Here is a 19,300-nt window from a genome sequence, read left to right as displayed (position 1 = left end):
ATTCCATGTCCCTCATCGAAGTAAAGGTACCGGACATTGGCGACTATCACGACGTGCCGGTGATCGAGGTATTGGTCAAGCCCGGCGACGTGCTCGCGCCCGAAGATCCGATCTGCACCCTCGAATCGGACAAGGCCACCATGGACGTGCCCTGCCCCGTGGCCGGCATCGTGCGCGAGGTGCTCGTCAAGGTCGGCGACAAGGTCTCCGAAGGCACTCCTGTCATTCGCCTCGAAGCCGCCGAGGCGGGCAAGCAGGCCGAGGCGTCCTCTGCCCCAGCCGGAGCCGTCGCTGCGTCCGCTCCGGCGCAGACCGGATCGGCTCCCATGCCGGCGGCGACGCATTCCGCTCCTCGATCCGACGCAGCGGCAGCGGCAGTGTCGGCCGCGCCCGCCTTCGCCGGAGAAGTCCACCACCGCTGCCAGCTGCTCGTACTCGGCGGCGGCCCCGGGGGCTATTCCGCGGCGTTTCGCGCGGCCGATCTCGGGCTCGACGTGCTGTTGGTCGAACGCGAGGCGGTGCTTGGGGGGGTGTGCCTCAACGTGGGCTGCATCCCCTCCAAGGCCCTGCTGCATCTGGCCGCAGGGATCGAGGCGCGCACGCATCTCGCCCAGGCCGGGATCGTCTTCGAGGCGCCAAAAATCGAGCTCGAGCGGGTACGCGCGCACCGCGACGAGGTCGTCGGACGGCTAACCAAGGGCCTCGCGGGCATGGCCAAGGCGCGCGGCGTGCGGGTGCTGCAGGCAGAAGGCCGGCTCGTCGGGCCCCATCACCTCGAAGTGCGGCGCATGGAGGGCGATCCGGCGCGCCCGAGCGGCACCGTGGAGATCGTCGAATTCGAACAGGCGATCCTCGCCGCCGGTTCGCGGCCAGTGCGCCTGCCATTCCAGCCGGACGACCCCCGCGTGGTCGATTCCACCGGTGCGCTGGCGCTGCCCTTGCTGCCACGGCGCATGCTGGTGGTGGGCGGCGGCATCATCGGCCTGGAAATGGGTACGGTCTATGCCGCCTTCGGCGCCACGGTCGACGTGGTCGAGGCGACGGCGGATCTCTTTCCCGGTGCCGACCGCGACCTCGTGCGTGTGTGGGAGAAGAAGAATGCCGGCCGTTTCGGCGCGCTCTACCGCAACACGCGCACCACGGCGCTCGAGGCGCGCGACGACGGCATCTGGGCGAGGTTCGAGGGTGAAGCGGCGCCCAAGGAAGCGCAACGCTACGACCTCGTGCTGGTGGCCGTGGGGCGTCGCTCCAACGGCCCCCTGCTCGGGCTCGAGGCGGCGGGCGTGCATCTCGACGAGCGAGGATTCATCCCGGTCGATCCGCAACGGCGCACCAATGTGTCGCACGTTTTTGCGATCGGGGACCTCACCGGCAATCCGATGCTCGCGCACAAGGCCGTGCACGAAGGACACGTGGCGGCGGAAGCGGCCGCCGGCCGGAAAGCGGCGTTCGATGCGCTGCAGATCCCCTCGGTGGCCTACACCGACCCCGAGATCGCCTGGGCCGGGCTCACCGAAACCGAAGCCAAGGCCCGCGGACTCAAAGTGGAGAAAGCCGTCTTTCCCTGGGCTGCCTCGGGGCGAGCGATCGCCAACGGCTGCGAGGAAGGATTCACCAAACTGCTGTTCGACGCCGAAACGCATCGTCTGGTCGGCGGGGCCATCGTCGGTGCCGGTGCGGGGGATCTGATCGGCGAGATCTGCCTGGCGATCGAAATGGGGGCGGAAGCAGGCGACATTGCCCGAACCATCCATCCCCACCCGACGCTCATCGAGACGGTGGGACTGGCGGCGGAAGTGGCCGAAGGGAGCTGCACCGACCTGCCTCCCGCCCGCAAACGCTGACTCGACCTTGGGCGGCGAGCCTTTCTGGCTTGCCGCCCCTTAGGGAAATCCCTAGTCGCTGATTTCCCCATTCCCTCTTGCGATCCGCCAGCCTCTGTCCGATACTTTCCAACGGTCCCGCACCCTAAAGGAGAGCTCCCCATGAAGAAAAAAGCCCTCGTTGCGGCGCTCGCCGCGGCGTGCTCCCTCGCTACTCCCGCCTGGGCGGGACAGACGCTCGACACCGTGCTCAAACGCGGCGTGCTGCATTGCGGCGTCAGCGACGGCCTGCCGGGATTTTCCTACACCGACGCGAGCGGCAACTATGCAGGCATCGACGCGGATTTCTGCCGTGCGGTGGCCGCGGCGCTCTTCGGCGATGCGAAGAAAGTGAAATTCACGCCGCTCACCGCCAAGGAGCGTTTCACCGCGCTGCAATCGGGCGAGATCGACGTGCTGTCGCGCAACTCCACCTGGACCATCTCGCGCGACGTCGGCATGGGCATGTCCTTCACCGGCGTCACCTACTACGACGGCCAGGGCTTTCTCGTGAACAAGAAGCTGGGCGTGAAGAGCGCCCGTGAGCTCGACGGCGCCACCGTCTGCATCCAGGCGGGGACCACCACCGAGATGAACCTCTCGGACTACTTCCGCACCAACGGCATGAAATACACACCTGTCACCTACGAGAAGTCCGACGAGTCGGCCAAGGCGCTCGAATCGGGCCGTTGCGACGTGCTCACCTCCGACCAGTCCCAGCTCTACGCCCAGCGCATCAAGCTCGCCAACCCCGACGACTACGTCGTGCTGCCCGAAGTGATCTCCAAAGAGCCGCTCGGCCCCGTGGTGCGGCAGGGGGACTCCGAGTGGTTCAACGTGGTGCGCTGGACGCTCTTCGCCCTCGTCGCCGCCGAGGAATACGGCATCACCTCGGCCAACGTCGACCAGATGGCCAAGACCTCCACCAACCCCGAGGTACGGCGCCTGCTGGGGCTGGACACCGATTTCGGCAAGGACATGAAGCTCAAGAAAGACTGGGCCTACCAGATCGTCAAGCAGGTGGGCAACTACGGCGAGATGTTCGAGCGCAACGTCGGCAAAGGAAGCCCCCTCAAGATCGAACGTGGCCTCAACGCCCAATGGAACAAGGGCGGACTGCAGTACGCCCCACCTTTCCGCTGATCCCTCTTCCTTCTCCCCTGTCCGCCGTCGTCCTGACGGCGGACCGTTCCGGCTGATCCGACATGACCTCTGGCGAGACGCTTCGCGGCGGCGGACCGCGCCGCTGGCTCTATGACCCGAAGATCCGCGCCCTCGCGGCCCAGATCCTCACCGTGCTGGCGATCGCCCTTTTCGCCGGCTGGATCGTGCACAACACCGTGCACAATCTCACGGTGCGCGGCATCGCTTCCGGCTTCGGATTCCTGAAGAATCCCGCCGGCTTCGGCATCCTGCAGACGCTCATCGATTATCGCGAAACCGACAGCTTCGCGCGCGTCTTCGTGATCGGTCTGCTCAATACGCTGCTCGTAGCGGCGCTGGGCATCGTCTTCGCCACCGTGCTGGGCTTTCTCGTGGGCATCGGGCGTCTGGCCGAGAATGCACTCATCCGCGGCCTGTCGGCCCTCTACGTCGAGACCTTTCGCAACGTTCCTCCGCTGCTGCAGATCTTCTTCTGGTACTTCGCGGTGCTGCGCGCCATGCCTTCGCCGCGCCAGAGCCACGAGTTCCTGGGTGCGTTCTTCCTCAATATCCGAGGACTCTACGTGCCGCGGCCCATTCCCGCCGAGGGATTCGCCCCCATCGTGCTCGCGCTTGGCATCGCGCTCGCCGCCGTGATCATCCTGAGACGCTGGGCGCGACGCCGGCAGGAGCACACCGGCGAGCCTTTTCCCACGGGACGGGTCGCCCTGTTGCTGCTCTTCGGCTTGCCGCTCGCCGCCCGCCTGATCTTCGGCGCTCCCTTCACCTGGGAACTCCCCCAGCTGCAGGGATTCAATTTCCGCGGCGGCTGGGTCTTGTTGCCCGAGCTCGTCGCGCTCACGGTCGCGCTGTCGCTCTACACCGCTGCCTTCATCGCCGAGACGGTGCGCGCCGGCATCCAGTCGGTGCCGCGCGGGCAGATCGAGGCGGCGATCGCCCTGGGTCTGACGCCGCGCCAGCGCCTGCGCCTCATCGTCCTGCCTCAGGCCATGCGCGTCATCATCCCGCCGCTCACCAGCCAGTACCTCAATCTGACGAAGAACTCTTCCCTGGGGGCGGCAATCGGCTATCCCGACCTCGTGGGGCTCTTCGCCGGCACGGTGCTCAACCAGACCGGACAGGCGATCGAGACCATCGCCATGACGATGGCGGTGTATCTGCTCATCAGCCTGACGATCTCGCTCGTCATGAACTGGTACAACCGGCGCATGGCGCTGGTCGAACGTTGAGGAACCGCCATGTCCTCCTCCCCTTCCCTTCGCCCTCCCGTCGTGCGCATCGATGTTCTGCGCTGGCTACGGGAGAACCTTTTCTCCGGCCCGGTCAACACGGCGCTCACCCTGCTCGCCATCTACCTTTTGTGGCGCTTCGTTCCCCCCGTGCTCGACTGGCTCTTTTTCGACGCGACCTGGCAAGGGAGTTCCCGTGCCGACTGCCATCCCGGCGGCGCCTGCTGGATCTTCATCGGCCAGCGCTTCGGGCAATTCCTCTACGGCTTCTACCCCATAGAGCAACGCTGGCGGGTCGATCTGGCGGCCCTGTCGATCATCGTGCTGGCGGCTCCGCTCTTCTTCTCCCGTTTTCCGCAGCGGCGCCGCTGGGCGCTCGGCTATTTCCTCCTCACGCCCTTGCTGGTGTGGTGGCTGCTCTACGGGGCGGGCATCCTGGGGCTAGCGACCGTGCCTACCGACCAATGGGGCGGGCTGATGCTCACGCTCGTGATCGCCTCCGTCGGGATCGCCGGTGCCCTGCCGCTGGGCATCCTGCTCGCCCTGGGGCGACGCTCGCAGCTGCCGGCGATCCGGATCGTCTGCATCACGTTCATCGAATTCTGGCGCGGCGTGCCGCTCATCACGGTGCTCTTCATGTCCTCGGTGATGCTGCCGCTCTTCCTGCCCGAGCAGATGTCGATCGACAAACTCGTGCGGGCGCTCATCGCCGTCATCCTCTTCGAGGCGGCCTATCTCGCCGAAGTCGTGCGCGGCGGGCTGCAGGCCATCCCCAAGGGGCAATACGAAGCCACCCATGCCCTCGGCTTGAGCTACTGGCAGTCGATGGGGCTCGTGATCCTGCCGCAGGCCCTGCGTCTGGTGATTCCCGGCATCGTCAACACCTTCATCGCCCTTTTCAAGGACACGAGCCTGGTGATCATCATCGGCCTGGCGGACTTCTTCACCGCGGTGCACCGGGCCACAGTCGACCCCGAGTGGCTCGGGTTTTCCACCGAAGGCTACGTCTTTGCCGCCTTCGTCTATTTCCTCTTTTGCTTCGGCATGTCGCGCTATTCGATCGCGTTGGAAAAACGCCTGGCGCGTAGCGAAAAGCGCTGACCCCCTTCATTTCCCCGACGGGAGAACCGAATGGAACTGATGGAAGAGACGCTCACGCGCCTCGAATCGCACAAGACCCAGGAGGTGATGATCCTCATGGAGCGCGTCAACAAGTGGTATCAGGATTTCCACGTGCTCAAGGACATCGATCTCACGGTGATGGCCGGCGAGCGCATCGTGATCTGCGGCCCTTCGGGTTCGGGCAAATCGACCCTCATCCGTTGCATCAACCGGCTGGAGGCGCATCAACGAGGGCGCATCGTCGTCGACGGCATCGAACTCACCGAGGACGTGAAAGCGATCGATGCCATCCGCCGTGAGGTAGGGATGGTCTTCCAGCACTTCAACCTCTTCCCTCACCTCACGGTGCTCGAAAACTGTACGCTGGCGCCGATCTGGGTGAAGAAAATGCCAAAGAAAGAGGCCGAAGCACTGGCGCTCCAGTATCTTCAGCGGGTGCGCATCGCCGATCAGGCGCACAAGTATCCGGGCCAGCTCTCGGGGGGACAGCAGCAGCGCGTGGCGATCGCCCGGGCGCTGTGCATGAAGCCCAAGATCATGCTCTTCGACGAGCCCACTTCGGCGCTCGACCCGGAGATGGTCAAGGAAGTGCTCGACACCATGATCGAACTCGCCGCCGAGGGGATGACCATGCTGTGCGTGACCCACGAGATGGGCTTTGCGCGCACCGTGGCCGACCGGGTGATTTTCATGGACCGCGGCGAGATCGTGGAGCAGGCCCCGCCGGAGGAATTCTTCCTCCACCCGAAGGAAGAGCGCACGCGCCGCTTCCTCGGGCAGATCCTGCACCACTGAGCAGCGCTCAGTCCTTGCTCAGGGCTTCGATCGGCAGGCCGACGCGCACGTTCCCCCACAGGCGGCCATCGACGTAGATCGGCATGGCGACGTCCACCAGCACTTCACCCGTGTCGCGGCGGTAGGTCTGCATCAGCACCGGAGCGGTATTCTGCGCCGCGCGCAGCTCGCGGGGATTGTCGAACTTGCGGTAAGTGCGGTTGCCCACCAGATCTTTTTCCCGGTCGCCGGTGAGGGGTTTGCTGAACTTCGCGTTGTGCGCCGAGAGGTAGCCGTCGGTATTGACGGCCACCACGAACACCGCCTCGGGAATGCGCCCCAATCCCTCGTCCAGCAGGTGCTGGCAGCGGCGCACGAACTCGTCGCTCCAGGCGAGCTTGAATTTCGGCGGATCGCAATTGAGATACGGCCGGTAGTTGCGGTCGAACACGTCGATTCCCTCGCGCGCCATCGCTTCGAGCTGGGCCTGGATGGCGTCGCGAATGCTCCGCTCCTCGCGCACCACCTGGTCGAAGCGGCCGCGCCCGACCCGGTAGCGCGCCAGCATCTCGAGGATGGTCTCGGTGCGTTCGGTCAGAGCGTCGATGTCGCTGCGCGTCTCCTGCATGAGGTTGCGCACCGAGGCGCTCACCCCGGAGATTTCCTTGACGTGACCGTGGGCCACCTCGTTGGCCTGCATCAAGTGATCCGTGGCCGAGACGATCTCTTCGAGGCTCTCGCGCCCTTGCCGGAAGTCTTCGGCCATGCGGGTGAAACTACCCTCCACCAGGGCGATCGAGCGCTGCGTCTCGTCCATGTCGGCGTTGATCGCCTCGTTTTGCGCCTGGGTCTGCTGTACGATGCCGATCATGGCATCGATGTCTCGCGTGATCTCCTGCGAGGACTGGTTGACCCGCTCCGCGAGCTTGCGCACCTCGTCGGCCACCACCGCGAAACCGCGGCCGTACTCGCCGGCGCGCGCCGCCTCGATCGCCGCATTGAGCGCCAGCAGGTTGGTCTGATCGGCCACCTCGCGGATGAGCCCCGCGATCTGGCGGATCTCTCCGGAGCGCTGCGCCAGTTCCCCGACGGTGGCGGTGAAACCGACCAGGTGCTCGCGCGAGGCGCCCACCCGTTCGACGACCGAGTGCAGTTCCTGCAGCGATTCCAGGACTTCCTCCAGGTTTTTCCGCATCGTGGCATCGAGCCCGAGGGTGCGCTGCCGCACTTCGTCGATCGCGGCGCTCGTGCGCTCGCTCGCGGCGAATACCTCCTCGGCCAGCTGCAGCTGCGCCTGCGCTTGCCGTTCGGCCGCGATCGCCTTGGCATCGGCGCGCACCGCATCCCCTCCCACTTCCACGCTCGCGCGACGCAGATCGGCGATGATGCCCCGCATCTTTTCGGCAAAAGCGTTGTAGGCTTTAGCAAGTTCCCCCAGCTCGTCGTGCGTCATCACCGGCAGGTCGACGGAGAAATCCCCTTCGCGCCGGTCGTTGCTGAGGGTGCGAAAAATCTCGGTCATGCGCCGCAGCGGCCGCACGACGAGGTGGCGCATGTAGAGGATGAGGCCGACGGCGACGAGCAGCATCGCGACCATGAGCACCCCGAATTCGCCAAAGACATCGGCGAAAACCGCCGCCACCTCGGCGCGCAAGGCCTCGTTCCCCTGCCGCAAGAGCAGCTCGTCGATCCTGGCCCGCAACGAATGCAGCAGCAGGAACCCCGCCGAAGCGATGAGCGGCAAGAGCAGAAAGCTCGAGAATTTCTTCGTGACCGTGGTAAAGAACGTTCGCTCCACCCAGTCGTAGGCGCGCCAGAACCAGTCCATGTCCTCTTTCCTCGATGTTTTGGGGATTATCGGCTCCCCTCGAAAAAACTTTAGCCGATTCTGGCACGCTTCGCTTGCACGAGGCTGACGGCGTCAGAGTCGACGCCATGTTTGCCCCCTTGTCCCGGAAATGCGAAAATTCCCCCTTTCGTTCGCCCAGATCCCGAGTCCTCCAATGACGGAACCGATGAATTCCGAGCCTCTCTCCCTTGCCGACGAGAACCGCATCATCGCCGAACGGCGCAAGAAGCTCGCGGCGCTGCGTGTACGCGGCCCCGCCTTTCCCAACGATTTCGAGCGGCTCAACCTCGCCGCCAAGCTCGACGAAGCCTACGGCGAAGCCGAGCCGGAAAAACTGCAGGAACTCAAGCCCGCCGCGGTCGTGGCCGGCCGCATCATGTTGAAGCGCGTGATGGGCAAGGCAAGCTTCATCACGATCCAGGATCTCTCCGGCCGCATCCAGGTGTATGTGGCGCGCGACGCCGTCGGGGCCGAAGTCTATGAAGACTTCAAGCATTGGGACATCGGTGACATCGTCGGCGTGGAAGGCCATCTCTTCAAGACGCGCACCGGCGAGCTCACCATCCACGCCGAATCGATCCGCTTGCTCACCAAGAGCCTGCGCCCGCTACCGGACAAGTACCATGGGCTCGCCGACCAGGAACTGAAATACCGCCAGCGCTACGTCGATCTCATCATGAGCGAGGAAACGCGCCAGCGCTTCGTCGCGCGTAGCCGACTCATCCAGGCGATCCGCGACTACATGCTCGAATACGGCTTTCTCGAAGTCGAAACGCCCATGCTGCACCCCATCCCCGGTGGAGCCAACGCCCGGCCTTTCGTCACCCACCACAACGCGCTCGACATACCGATGTACCTGCGCATCGCCCCCGAGCTCTACCTCAAGCGCCTGGTGGTGGGGGGATTCGAGAAGGTTTTCGAGATCAACCGCAACTTCCGCAACGAAGGGATCTCGCCGCGGCACAATCCCGAATTCACCATGATGGAGTTCTACGAAGCCTACAGCGACTACCGCAAGATGATGGATTTCACCGAAGGGCTGATCCGTCATGCGGCGCGCGTGGCGCTGGGCTCGGAGCGCTTCCTCTACCAGGGGCGCGAGCTCGACCTGTCGCAGCCTTTCGCGCGGCTCACCATCGTCGAGGCGATCCAGAAACATCATCCTGGCTGGTCCCGCGCCCAACTCGAGGATCCCCAGTGGCTACGCGCCAAGCTCACCGAGCTGGGCGTCGAGGTCAAACCCGACATGGGCCTGGGAGCGCTGCAGCTTGCGCTCTTCGAAGAGACGACGGAAGCCGAACTCTGGTCGCCGACCTTCATCGTGGACTATCCGGCCGAAGTCTCGCCGCTCGCGCGCCGCAGCGACACCAATCCCGAGATCACCGAGCGCTTCGAGCTCTTCATCGTCGGGCGCGAGATCGCCAATGGTTTTTCCGAATTGAACGATCCGGAAGACCAGGCCGAACGCTTTCTCGCGCAAGTGCGGGCAAAAGAGGCCGGCGACGAGGAAGCAATGTACTTCGACGCCGATTACATCCGGGCACTCGAATACGGCATGCCGCCCACCGGCGGCTGCGGCATCGGCATCGACCGGCTGGTGATGCTGCTCACCGACAGTCCCAACATCCGCGACGTCATCCTCTTCCCCGCCATGCGGCCGGAGGAGTAAAGCGATTCAGCGGCGGGCGAAGCGTGCCGGATCGGCTGCGAGCGCCGTAGTGCGCTCGAGCGGCCAGGGTTCGCCGCAGAGCAGGGCCGCGGCAAGCCGCGCGGCCGGCACCGCGAAGGCAAGCCCCCTCGCACCAAACCCCGAGAGCACGAGGAGCCCCGGTGCATCGCCCACGGGCCCGACCACCGGTAGGCGATCGGGCACCGCCGGCCGAAACCCGACCCGCCCTTCGAGCGAAGCGGGATCGAGCCCCGCCGTATAGCCGGGCAGGATCGCCTCGAGCTTGACGAGGTTTTCCCGGTGATCGGCAGGGCGCACGGCGGGGTCCGTGTCGCCCACGGCGAACGTGGCGCCGAAGGCGCGCTGCCCCGAGACTTCCGGTGTCACGTAGCCGTTGCGGCATACCGTCACCCGGGGCGGCGAACCTGCCTCGGCCGGTGCGAGCGACACCTGGCCGCGCGCGGGCCGGATCGGCAGGCTGGCCGCCTGGGCGAACGAAGGGACTTCCGCGCCAGCAGCGAGCACCACCGCATCGACTTCTTCCAGGACGCTCCCCTCGGCGTCGCGCACGCGCCAACCCGGCGCGCACGGCTCGAGCGAGCCCACCGCCGTGGCGCAGCGCAAGGTAAGACAGGAGCCGGCGAGTTCGAGCAGGCGCCGGCACCAGCGCTGCGGGCCGATCCAGCCGCCGATGCCGAACCACCATCCGCCTTGATCCACCGGCCAGCCGATGCGCTCCGAGAGGGTGGCCGCATCAAGCCAGCTCAAGACCTCGGGCGGCGGGACGAGGCGCTCGAGCGCTATCCGCTGCTTGCGCGCCTGCGCTTCGTCGCGTGCCAGGTGCGCCACCCCGCTCGGTCCCCAAGGGGCGTCGATCCCCTGCGCTTCCCATTCGCGCAGCATGGCGTGGGCGGCGAGCGTGCCAGCGCGCGTCCAGCGCGAGAGGCGATTGTCATCGGCGCTCGGCAGCCAGCGCAGCACCCCGGCGAGGTTGCCCGAAGCGCCCTGTCCCGGAGAAGCCTCGCGTTCGAAGAGCGTGACCGGTACGCCGCGACGTGCGAGCGCATGGGCGGCATTCGCCCCCGCCATGCCCGAGCCGATCACCACGACCCGAGCGGGACGTTGCTCCTCGGCGAGCGCCCCCTCACGCCACGCGACGGTCATTTCGCGTTTTCCGGCGAACCCCGGTGCCGGACGCACGCTCAAGCCGGCGGCGGCGAGCCGCCGGCGTACCTCACCGGCCGCGCACCAGGTGGCGAGCCGCGCCCCCGGTTTCATGCGCCGTGCGACCGCAGCGAGCAGCGCCTCCGACCACATGGCGGGATTTTTCGCCGGAGCGAAGCCATCGAGATAGACGGCGTCGAACCGTCCCTCGAGTTCCTCGATTGATTCGGCGTCGTGATAGACGAGGAAGAGCCGTACCCGCCCTTCGTCGAGCTCGAGGGTGTGGATGCCCGGCACGAGCGGCGGCAGACTCCGGCCCAGGGCGAGCGCGAGCGGGCGCAGCTCGGCTTCGCCCTCCGCCCATACCCGGAGCCAATCCTCGGGCCTGAGCGGGTGTTTCTCCAGTGAGACGAAATCGAGCCGCTGCGCCCGGCGCGCATCGGAGCGCCAGGCGGACCAGGTGGCGAGGAAATTTCCGCCGAGACCGAAGCCGGTCTCCAGGATGGCGAAGTGCGCCCGCCCCGCCCAGGCTTGGGGCAGACCCGTGCCGCCGAGAAAGACGTGCCGACTCTGGGCGAGCGCTCCATGCGCCGAGTGATAGACGTCGTCGTAGTCGCCATGCGCCGGCACGCCCTCGCGCCACTGCAGGCGCGCCGGCGTGAGTTCGAGGAGCCCCGCCATGGTCGCGCGCTCAGAGTGCGTGCGCAGCAAGCCGCGCGAGCGTGCGTTCCCGCCCCAGCACTTCGAGCACCGCCTCCAGCGCCGGCGATTGCGGCACGCCCAGCAGAACCACCCGCAGCGGAATGCCGAGCTTGGGCATCTTCACGCCGGCCGCGGCGAGCGTTTCCTTGATCGCTGCGGCGAGCCGCTCGCGCCGCCATTCCTCTTCCGGAATCGATTCGAGCCGGCGACGGAGCTCGGCGAGCGCCCGGCGCGCTTCCTCGTCGAGGTGCTTTTCCCGCAGCTCGGGCGAGGGGTGCACCTCGATCACGAACGGCTCGGCGCAGTCGGCCAGTTCCTCCAGAGTCTGCACCCGATCCTGGTAGAGCGCCACCACGGGTTCGAGCACCGCCGTGTCAGTAACCGCGACGCCGCGCCGTGCGAGCCGCTCGGCGCAATCGGCTGCGAGCCGGCGCACCTCGGCCTGCTTGATGTAGTGGGCATTCAGCCAGCGCAACTTGTCGAAGTCGAAGCGCGCGGGCGACGGATTGACGTCCTTGAGGTCGAACCAGGCGACGAACTGCTCGCGGGTGAAGATCTCGTCGTCGCCATGGCTCCAGCCCAGGCGGGCGAGATAGTTGATCACCGCTTCCGGCAGATAGCCGTCTTCGTGGTACTGCATCACCGACACCGCCCCGTGGCGCTTCGACAGTTTCTGCCCGTCCGGCCCCAGGATCATCGGCAGGTGGGCGAACTGCGGCAGGGGCACGCCGAGCGCAAGGTAGAGATTGATCTGGCGCGGCGTATTATTAACGTGATCGTCGCCACGGATGACGTGGGTGATGCGCATGTCCCAGTCATCGACCACCACACAGAAATTGTAGGTGGGCGTGCCGTCGGCGCGGGCGATGATGAAGTCGTCGAGTTCCTCGTTGGCGAATTCGATGCGCCCCTTGACGAGATCGTCCCAGGCGACGGTACCGGTGAGTGGATTCTTGAAGCGCACCACCGGCCGCACCCCCGGCGGCGGAGGCGGCAGGGTCTTGCCGGGCTCGGGACGCCAGCGCCGGTCGTAGCGCGGCTTCTCCCCGCGGGCCCGCTGCGCCTCGCGCAGCGCTTCCAGCTCCTCCGGGCTCATGTAGCAGTAGTAGGCGGTGCCGGCCGCGAGCATCTGCGCGATCACCTCGCGATAGCGCTCCATGCGCTGCGTCTGGTAATAGGGCCCTTCGTCGTAGTCGAGCTGCAACCAGTGCATGCCGTCGAGGATGGCCTGGACCGCTTCGGGCGTCGAGCGCTCGCGGTCGGTATCCTCGATGCGCAGGATGAACGCACCGCCGTGGTGGCGGGCATAGGCCCAGGAAAAGAGCGCGGTGCGCGCACCGCCGATGTGCAGATAACCGGTGGGGCTGGGAGCGAAACGCGTGCGGACGGTCATGATCGAAACGGCTCCTCGATGAGCAAAGGTTCAGCGCCCGCCGGAGCCGCGCGCGGCGCGCTCCAGACGGTCGGCGAGCGCCCGCACCAGGGGCTCTTTCCCCTGCGGACGTTCGATGACGATTTCGTCGACCCCGAGCCGATCGAAGGCGCGCAGCTGCGCGTAGAGGCGGCGGGCGAGATCTTCGGGCGCGGCGGGCAGTTCCTGCCACACCACCTGCGAGGCGGCAACGGGATGCCTGCTCCACAGGGCGATGCGTTTTCCCTGGGCGAGCTGCTGGGTCACGACGGGTTCGATCTCCCCGGCTGCGACGAGGCGCACCGGCGTTGCCGGCGCATAATGGCCGGGAAGCGAGCCCGAGACGCGCGGCGCGCCGCCATCGGCCATCGCCACGGGACGCCCCAGCGCCTCGGTCAGTTCCTCGGCGCCGATCGCGCCAGGACGCAGGATGACGGGACCCACGGTGTCGAGGCGGGAGAGATCGAGGATGGTCGATTCCACCCCCACCGGACAGGGGCCGCCGTCGAGCACGAGCGCCACCGCCTCGCCCAATTCCTCGAGCACGTCGGCGGCGGTGGTCGGGCTCACCCGGCCGAAGCGGTTGGCGCTGGGTGCCGCGAGCCCCGAGCCGAAGGCGCGCAGCAGCGCCAAGGCCACGGGATGCGCCGGTACGCGCAGCGCCACCGTCTCCTGCCCCCCCGTCACCTCCAGCGGCACCCCATCGCTGCGCCGAAGCACCAGGGTCAAAGGACCGGGCCAGAAACGGTGCGCGAGCGTCCAGGCCTCTTCAGGGATGTCGCGCGCCCACTGCGGCAGGTGTTCGGCCGAAGGCAGATGCACGATGAGGGGATGATCGCTGGGCCGTCCCTTGGCAGCGAAGATGCGCCGTACCGCCGCGGGATTGCGCGCGTCGGCGGCAAGGCCATAGACCGTCTCGGTCGGCAGCCCCACCAGTTCGCCGGCGCGAAGCCTTGCTGCCGCCTCGGCCAGAGCCTCTTCGCTGGGGGATAGGATGCGCGCGCTCATCGGGGCAAGGGCGGCAGCGGCGGCAGCCCCAGACGTTGCCGCGCTTCGCTCGCTACGGCAAGCGCCTCGGTAAGCGTTGCCGCCGTGACGGTGAAATGACCCATCTTGCGTCCTCGCCGCGCCTCACGCTTGCCGTAGAGGTGCAGCCGCAAGCCCGGCAGGGAGAGGATCTCGTGCCAGGGCGGCTCGCGCAGCGTCTCGCCCACGAACCATGCTTCGCCCAAGAGGTTGACCATCACCGCCGGCGAATGCGCCTCGGGCACGGCGAGCGGCAAACCGCACAGTGCGCGCACCTGCTGCTCGAACTGGCAGACGCGGTGCGCATCCAGCGTATGGTGCCCGCTGTTGTGCGGCCGCGGGGCCATCTCATTGACGTAGAGCCTGCCGTCGGCGTAGAAGAATTCCACTCCCAGCGTGCCGACGTACTCGAGCGCCTCGGCGAGCGCCGCGGCGATCTCGCCGGCCTCGCGCAGCACGGTCGCCGGCAAGGGGGCCGGGGCGAAGGTGGTATCCAGAATGCCATTGCGATGTACGTTGAGCCCGGGCGCGAAAGCGGCGATGCGCCCGTCGGCGCCGCGGGCAAGCACCACCGAGAGCTCCGCCTCCAGGGCGAGCCGCGCTTCCAGCACGCAGTCGCGCCCGAAGCGGGCAAAGGCTGCCTGCGCCTCTTGCCGATCAGCGACCGCCGCCTGTCCCTTGCCGTCATAGCCGAAGCGCGCCGTCTTGAGAATCCCGGGAAAAAGCGACTCGGGTGCGCGCTCGAGGTCTTCTGCCGTACGCACGGCGAAGAAAGGGGCATGAGGCAGGCTGTGGCGCGCGAGAAAGGACTTCTCTTCGATGCGATCCTGGCAGACGGCGAGCGCCGTCGCGCCGGGACGCACGGGCATGGACTGGGCGAGGCGGGCGAGGCTCGTAGCGGGCACGTTCTCGAATTCAGTGGTTGCCGCGGCACAATGCGCGGCGAGCTCGGCGAGCAGCGCCTCGTCGTCGTAGGCCCCGCACAGATGGCGCTCGGCGATGCGCCCGGCCGGCGCCTCGGGATCGGGATCGAGCACCCAGACCGCGTAGCCCAGCTCCTGCGCCGCCCGCACGAAGAAACGCCCCAACTGCCCGCCGCCCAGGATCGCCAGCCTTGCCGGCGCATCGATCCGCCCGACCGTCATTCCAGCGGCTCCAGGCGCATGGCGAGCACCGCCTCGCTCTGGCAGCGGCGGAAATCGGCAAGCCGCTGCCCGAGCACTTCGTCCGTGGCGGCGAGCATCGCCACGGCGAAGAGCGCCGCGTTCGCCGCTCCCGCCGCGCCGATGGCGAAGGTGGCCACGGGCACGCCCTTGGGCATCTGTACGATGGAGAGCAGCGAATCCTGCCCGTGCAGCGCGCGCGACTCCACCGGCACGCCCAGCACCGGCACCGGCGTCTTCGCCGCCAGCATCCCCGGCAAGTGCGCCGCCCCGCCGGCGCCAGCGATGATCGCGCGCAAGCCCCGCTCGAGCGCCGTCTCGGCGTAGGCGAACATCAGATCCGGCGTGCGGTGCGCCGACACCACCCGCGCCTCGAAAGGCACCTCGAACTCGCGCAGCACCTCGGCCGCGGCGCGCATCGTCGGCCAGTCGGAAGAAGATCCCATCACCACGCCGATGAGCGGCGCTCCGGCGCCGTAGCGCAGGACTTCTCCATTCACGGTGCGGTCCCCCGGCGGCGCTGGGCTGCGAGCAAGGTGTTCTCCAGCAGCATGGCGATCGTCATCGGCCCCACGCCGCCGGGCACGGGTGTGATCCGGCTGGCGACCTCACGCACTTCGGCGGCCACGTCCCCCACCAGTCGACCGTCGGGCAGGCGGTTGATGCCCACGTCGATCACCACCGCCCCGGGCTTGACCATCTCGGCCGTGATGAATTCGGGCTTACCCACCGCCACTACCAGCAGATCGGCGCGGCGGGTGTGCGCGGCGAGCTCTCGCGTGCGCGAATGCGCCACCGTCACCGTCGCCCCCGCGTTGAGCAGCATGAGCGCCATGGGCTTGCCGACGATGTTGGAACGCCCCACCACCACCGCGTCCATCCCCTGCGGCTCGATGCCTTCCCAGGCAAGCAGCTGCATCACGCCGTGCGGCGTGCAGGGCCAGAAGCACTCCCGGCCCTGCACCAGCCGCCCCACGTTCTCGGCGTGAAAACCGTCGACGTCCTTGGCTACGGCAATGCGCTCGAGCACCAGAGTCTCGTCGATGTGCGGTGGCAGTGGCAGCTGCACGAGGATGCCATCGACCTCGGCATCGCCGTTCAAGGCGTCGATGCAGGCCAAGAGCCGTTCGACGGTGACGTCGGCTGGAAATTCATACTTGCGCGAGCGGATTCCGACCTCGGCGCAAGCAGCTACCTTGTTGCGCACATAAACCTGGGAGGCAGGATCCTCGCCCACCAAAACTACGGCGAGCGTGGGAACGACCCCGCGCTCCTGCAAGGCGTGCACGCGCTCGGCGATGCGGCGGCGCAGAGCCTGGGCAATGGCTTTTCCGTCGATGAGTTCAGCGGTCATCGGGCACCCGTCAAGAAAAATAGGCCGACGCAGGGCCGGCCTATTCATGAAAACTGGGGCGACATACCGGATTCGAACCGGTGACACCTGGAGCCACAATCCAGTGCTCTACCAACTGAGCTAATGCCGCCGCCGAAAACCTTGCGTGGCCTGCCCGACAGGAATCGAACCTGTAACCCCCGGCTTAGAAGGCCGGTGCTCTATCCGGTTGAGCTACGGGCAGATTCCGTTCCAGGCAGTATTCCGGTGTAGCGTGGTCGGGGTGGAGGGATTCGAACCCCCGACATCTTGCTCCCAAAGCAAGCGCGCTACCGGACTGCGCTACACCCCGGAAAGGCGATCATTATAACGCGATCGCCCTTCTTGTCAAAGCCTCATTCTCCTTCCTTGACCGCCTTGAGGCTGAGCTTGATGCGCCCGCGGTCGTCGGTCTCGAGCACCTTCACGCGCACCTTCTGGCCTTCCTGCAGGTAGTCGGAGACCTTCTCCACCCGCTCGTCGGCGATCTGGGAGATGTGCAGCAGCCCGTCGCGGCCCGGCATGATGTTGACGATGGCACCGAAATCGAGCAGCTTCAATACCGTACCCTCGTAGATCTTGCCGATCTCGACTTCGGCCGTGAGCTCCTCGATGCGCCGCTTGGCCTCTTCGGCTCCTTCGGCGCTGAACGAGGAGATGGTCACGTTGCCGTCGTCGGAAATCTCGATGACGGTGCCGGTCTCTTCCTGCAGCGCCCGGATCACCGAACCGCCCTTGCCGATCACGTCGCGGATCTTCTCGGGGTTGATCTTCATCTGGATCATGCGCGGCGCGTAGGCCGAGACCTCGCCGCGCGCTTCGCCCATCGCCTGGCGCATCAGCTGCAGGATGTGCATGCGCCCTTCGCGCGCCTGGGCGAGCGCCACCTGCATGATCTCCTTGGTGATGCCCTGGATCTTGATGTCCATCTGCAGGGCCGTCACGCCGCGCTCGGTGCCGGCCACCTTGAAGTCCATGTCGCCGAGGTGATCCTCGTCACCCAGGATGTCGGTGAGCACCGCAAAGCGGTTGCCCTCCTTGATGAGGCCCATGGCCACGCCCGCCACGTGCGCCTTGGTCGGCACGCCGGCGTCCATCAGCGCGAGCGAGCCGCCGCACACGGTGGCCATGGAGCTCGAACCGTTGGATTCCAGGATCTCGGACACGAGCCGGATGGTGTAGGGGAAATCTTCCTGCTTGGGCAGCACGGCCGCGAGCGCCCGCTTGGCGAGGTTGCCGTGGCCGATCTCGCGGCGTTTGGGCGAGCCGACGCGCCCCGTCTCGCCGGTGGAGAACGGCGGGAAATTGTAGTGCAGCATGAAGCTTTCGCGGTATTCCCCCGCGATCGCATCGATGATCTGCTCGTCGCGCCCCGTGCCGAGCGTGGCCACCACCAGCGCCTGCGTCTCGCCGCGGGTGAAGAGCGCAGAACCGTGCGTGCGCGGCAGCACCCCGACCCGGATGTCGATCGGGCGCACGGTGCGCGTGTCGCGCCCATCGATGCGCGGCTCTCCGGCGAGGATGCGTCCGCGCACGATGGAAGCTTCCATCGTGAAGAGGATGTCCTCGATGTCGGGGATGGAGGGCAGCGGATCGAACTCGGCGAGCACCTTCTCGATCACCTGCGCGCGGATCGCCTTGAGCCGCTCGTTGCGCGCCTGCTTGGCGGTGATGCGGAAGGCCTCTTCCAGCTCGGCGAAGGCGAGCTCGCGAATGCGCGCCACCAGCGCCTCGTTGGGCTCTGGGGCTTTCCAGTCCCAGGCGGGCTTGCCCGCGACCTCGACGAGTTCGTTGATCGCCTGGATCGCCGCCTGCATCTGCTCGTGACCGAAGACCACGGCGCCGAGCATCACGTCTTCGGGCAGCTCCTGCGCTTCCGATTCGACCATCAATACGGCGTTCTCGGTGCCGGCCACCACCAGGTCGAGCGCACTCTTCTCGAGCTCACTCGCGCTGGGGTTGAGGACATACTGACCGTCGAGATAGCCCACGCGGCAGGCGCCGATCGGCCCGTGGAAGGGCACTCCGGAGATGGCGAGCGCCGCACTGGAAGCGATCATCGCCACGATGTCGGCGTTCACCTCGGGATTGAGCGAGAGCACCGTGGCGACGATCTGCACCTCGTTGTAGAACCCTTCGGGGAAGAGCGGGCGGATCGGCCGGTCGATGAGGCGCGAGGTGAGCGTCTCTTTCTCGGAGGGGCGGCCTTCGCGCTTGAAGAAGCCACCGGGAATGCGCCCGGAAGCGTAGAACTTTTCGATGTAGTCGACGGTGAGCGGGAAGAAATCCTGCCCGGGTTTGGCGTCTTTGGCGGCGACGACGGTGGCGAGCACCACGGTGTCGTCCATGGAAGCGAGCACGGCGCCGCTCGCTTGACGCGCGAGCTCGCCAGTCTCGAGGGTGACTTGGTGACGACCGTAGGTGAAGGTTTTCTTGATGGCAGTAGGCAAGGGACGATCCTTTCTCGGTGAGAGGGCCGACCCTCGCCTAGCCGGACGACAGCGATCGGCCCGGAAGAGGGAATTACTTACGCAGGCCGAGCCGCTTGATGAGCTCGAGGTAACGCTCGGGTTCGGTGCGCTTGAGGTAGTCGAGCAGCCGACGGCGCTGCGACACCATCTTCAGCAGCCCCCGGCGGGAGTGGTGATCCTTCTTGTGCGCGCCGAAGTGCGGCTGCAGCCCCTCGATGCGGGCGGTGAGCAATGCGATCTGCACTTCGGGCGAACCCGTGTCGTTGTCGCCGCGTTTGTATTCCGCGATGATGCGGGCTTTGGTTGCGTTGTCTAGCGCCAT

General features: G+C 66.8%; 15 protein-coding genes and 3 tRNA genes. 6 read left to right on the top strand and 12 right to left on the bottom strand.

Going from position 1 to position 19,300, the window contains the following annotated elements:
• Positions 1-5 precede the first annotated feature (5 nt).
• From lpdA to ASC37_RS06390, 5 genes are all read left to right on the top strand, one after another.
• Positions 6-1,844 (top strand): dihydrolipoyl dehydrogenase, encoded by a 1,839-nt coding sequence (lpdA, locus tag ASC37_RS06410; protein ID WP_055423581.1) that lies wholly within the window; start codon positions 6-8, stop codon positions 1,842-1,844.
• Positions 1,845-1,985: 141 nt separating this feature from the next.
• Positions 1,986-3,005: an amino acid ABC transporter substrate-binding protein gene (locus ASC37_RS06405; RefSeq protein ID WP_055423580.1), complete on the top strand. Its 1,020-nt coding sequence runs from the start codon at positions 1,986-1,988 to the stop codon at positions 3,003-3,005.
• Positions 3,006-3,067: 62 nt separating this feature from the next.
• Complete coding sequence (locus ASC37_RS06400; RefSeq protein WP_055423579.1) at positions 3,068-4,255, top strand: amino acid ABC transporter permease; 1,188 nt, start codon at positions 3,068-3,070, stop codon at positions 4,253-4,255.
• A 9-nt stretch (positions 4,256-4,264) separates the two neighbouring features.
• Positions 4,265-5,356 (top strand): amino acid ABC transporter permease, encoded by a 1,092-nt coding sequence (locus tag ASC37_RS06395; RefSeq protein ID WP_055423578.1) that lies wholly within the window; start codon positions 4,265-4,267, stop codon positions 5,354-5,356.
• Positions 5,357-5,443: 87 nt separating this feature from the next.
• Entirely contained in the window at positions 5,444-6,172 is a 729-nt protein-coding gene (locus ASC37_RS06390; RefSeq protein WP_055423647.1) for an amino acid ABC transporter ATP-binding protein, read from the top strand.
• 7 nt (positions 6,173-6,179) lie between these two features.
• Here the strand turns inward: ASC37_RS06390 and ASC37_RS06385 are convergent, their stop codons facing one another.
• The gene (locus ASC37_RS06385) at positions 6,180-7,979 is read right to left on the bottom strand and encodes a methyl-accepting chemotaxis protein (protein ID WP_055423577.1); all 1,800 of its coding nucleotides are present in this window, start codon (positions 7,977-7,979) and stop codon (positions 6,180-6,182) included.
• A gap of 187 nt (positions 7,980-8,166) precedes the next feature.
• Here ASC37_RS06385 and lysS point away from each other — a divergent pair, with 187 nt between their 5' ends.
• Entirely contained in the window at positions 8,167-9,669 is a 1,503-nt protein-coding gene (gene lysS / locus ASC37_RS06380) for a lysine--tRNA ligase (RefSeq protein ID WP_206202194.1), read from the top strand.
• A 6-nt stretch (positions 9,670-9,675) separates the two neighbouring features.
• Here the strand turns inward: lysS and mnmC are convergent, their stop codons facing one another.
• The 11 genes from mnmC to rpsO form a co-directional block, all read right to left on the bottom strand.
• Positions 9,676-11,514 carry an FAD-dependent 5-carboxymethylaminomethyl-2-thiouridine(34) oxidoreductase MnmC gene (gene mnmC, locus ASC37_RS06375; RefSeq protein WP_055423575.1) on the bottom strand — a complete coding sequence of 613 codons (1,839 nt, stop codon included), beginning with the start codon at positions 11,512-11,514 and terminating at the stop codon, positions 9,676-9,678.
• Between the two features lie 10 nt (positions 11,515-11,524).
• On the bottom strand, positions 11,525-12,928 hold the full coding sequence (gene gltX / locus ASC37_RS06370; protein ID WP_055423574.1) for a glutamate--tRNA ligase: 1,404 nt from the start codon (positions 12,926-12,928) through the stop codon (positions 11,525-11,527).
• A gap of 30 nt (positions 12,929-12,958) precedes the next feature.
• Positions 12,959-13,954, bottom strand: a complete 996-nt coding sequence (locus ASC37_RS06365) for an L-threonylcarbamoyladenylate synthase (protein ID WP_055423573.1) — start codon at positions 13,952-13,954, stop codon at positions 12,959-12,961.
• Positions 13,951-15,117, bottom strand: a complete 1,167-nt coding sequence (locus tag ASC37_RS06360) for a 5-(carboxyamino)imidazole ribonucleotide synthase (protein ID WP_055423572.1) — start codon at positions 15,115-15,117, stop codon at positions 13,951-13,953. The genes ASC37_RS06365 and ASC37_RS06360 overlap by 4 nt, the downstream gene beginning before the upstream one ends.
• The gene (gene purE / locus ASC37_RS06355; RefSeq protein WP_055423646.1) at positions 15,114-15,581 is read right to left on the bottom strand and encodes a 5-(carboxyamino)imidazole ribonucleotide mutase; all 468 of its coding nucleotides are present in this window, start codon (positions 15,579-15,581) and stop codon (positions 15,114-15,116) included. The genes ASC37_RS06360 and purE overlap by 4 nt, the downstream gene beginning before the upstream one ends.
• Positions 15,582-15,631: 50 nt before the next feature.
• Complete coding sequence (gene folD, locus ASC37_RS06350) at positions 15,632-16,489, bottom strand: bifunctional methylenetetrahydrofolate dehydrogenase/methenyltetrahydrofolate cyclohydrolase FolD (RefSeq protein WP_055423571.1); 858 nt, start codon at positions 16,487-16,489, stop codon at positions 15,632-15,634.
• Between the two features lie 54 nt (positions 16,490-16,543).
• Positions 16,544-16,619: transfer RNA gene (locus ASC37_RS06345), tRNA-His, on the bottom strand.
• 16 nt (positions 16,620-16,635) lie between these two features.
• A tRNA-Arg gene (locus tag ASC37_RS06340) sits at positions 16,636-16,712 on the bottom strand.
• A gap of 31 nt (positions 16,713-16,743) precedes the next feature.
• Positions 16,744-16,820, bottom strand: a tRNA-Pro gene (locus tag ASC37_RS06335).
• A 43-nt stretch (positions 16,821-16,863) separates the two neighbouring features.
• Positions 16,864-18,957, bottom strand: coding sequence for a polyribonucleotide nucleotidyltransferase (pnp, locus tag ASC37_RS06330; protein WP_055423570.1), 2,094 nt, complete (start codon positions 18,955-18,957; stop codon positions 16,864-16,866).
• 73 nt (positions 18,958-19,030) lie between these two features.
• Positions 19,031-19,300, bottom strand: coding sequence for a 30S ribosomal protein S15 (rpsO, locus tag ASC37_RS06325; protein WP_055423569.1), 270 nt, complete (start codon positions 19,298-19,300; stop codon positions 19,031-19,033).

The organism is Tepidiphilus thermophilus, assembly GCF_001418245.1.
GTDB classification, from domain to species: Bacteria; Pseudomonadota; Gammaproteobacteria; order Burkholderiales; family Rhodocyclaceae; genus Tepidiphilus; species Tepidiphilus succinatimandens.
The sequence above is the reverse complement of the archived record's forward strand: the minus strand, read 5'-3'. Positions and strand labels throughout refer to the sequence as shown.

Bases quoted from the DNA above. Each gene is read 5' to 3' on its own strand.
- lysS (WP_206202194.1), top strand. From the start codon at position 8,167: ATGAATTCCGAGCCTCTCTCCCTTGCCGACGAGAACCGCATCATCGCC.
- gltX (WP_055423574.1), bottom strand. From the start codon at position 12,928: ATGACCGTCCGCACGCGTTTCGCTCCCAGCCCCACCGGTTATCTGCAC.
- ASC37_RS06405 (WP_055423580.1), top strand. From the start codon at position 1,986: ATGAAGAAAAAAGCCCTCGTTGCGGCGCTCGCCGCGGCGTGCTCCCTC.
- ASC37_RS06395 (WP_055423578.1), top strand. From the start codon at position 4,265: ATGTCCTCCTCCCCTTCCCTTCGCCCTCCCGTCGTGCGCATCGATGTT.
- ASC37_RS06365 (WP_055423573.1), bottom strand. From the start codon at position 13,954: ATGAGCGCGCGCATCCTATCCCCCAGCGAAGAGGCTCTGGCCGAGGCG.
- purE (WP_055423646.1), bottom strand. From the start codon at position 15,581: ATGGGATCTTCTTCCGACTGGCCGACGATGCGCGCCGCGGCCGAGGTG.
- lpdA (WP_055423581.1), top strand. From the start codon at position 6: ATGTCCCTCATCGAAGTAAAGGTACCGGACATTGGCGACTATCACGAC.
- ASC37_RS06390 (WP_055423647.1), top strand. From the start codon at position 5,444: ATGATCCTCATGGAGCGCGTCAACAAGTGGTATCAGGATTTCCACGTG.
- ASC37_RS06385 (WP_055423577.1), bottom strand. From the start codon at position 7,979: ATGGACTGGTTCTGGCGCGCCTACGACTGGGTGGAGCGAACGTTCTTT.
- ASC37_RS06360 (WP_055423572.1), bottom strand. From the start codon at position 15,117: ATGACGGTCGGGCGGATCGATGCGCCGGCAAGGCTGGCGATCCTGGGC.
- mnmC (WP_055423575.1), bottom strand. From the start codon at position 11,514: ATGGCGGGGCTCCTCGAACTCACGCCGGCGCGCCTGCAGTGGCGCGAG.
- rpsO (WP_055423569.1), bottom strand. From the start codon at position 19,300: ATGGCGCTAGACAACGCAACCAAAGCCCGCATCATCGCGGAATACAAA.
- folD (WP_055423571.1), bottom strand. From the start codon at position 16,489: ATGACCGCTGAACTCATCGACGGAAAAGCCATTGCCCAGGCTCTGCGC.
- ASC37_RS06400 (WP_055423579.1), top strand. From the start codon at position 3,068: ATGACCTCTGGCGAGACGCTTCGCGGCGGCGGACCGCGCCGCTGGCTC.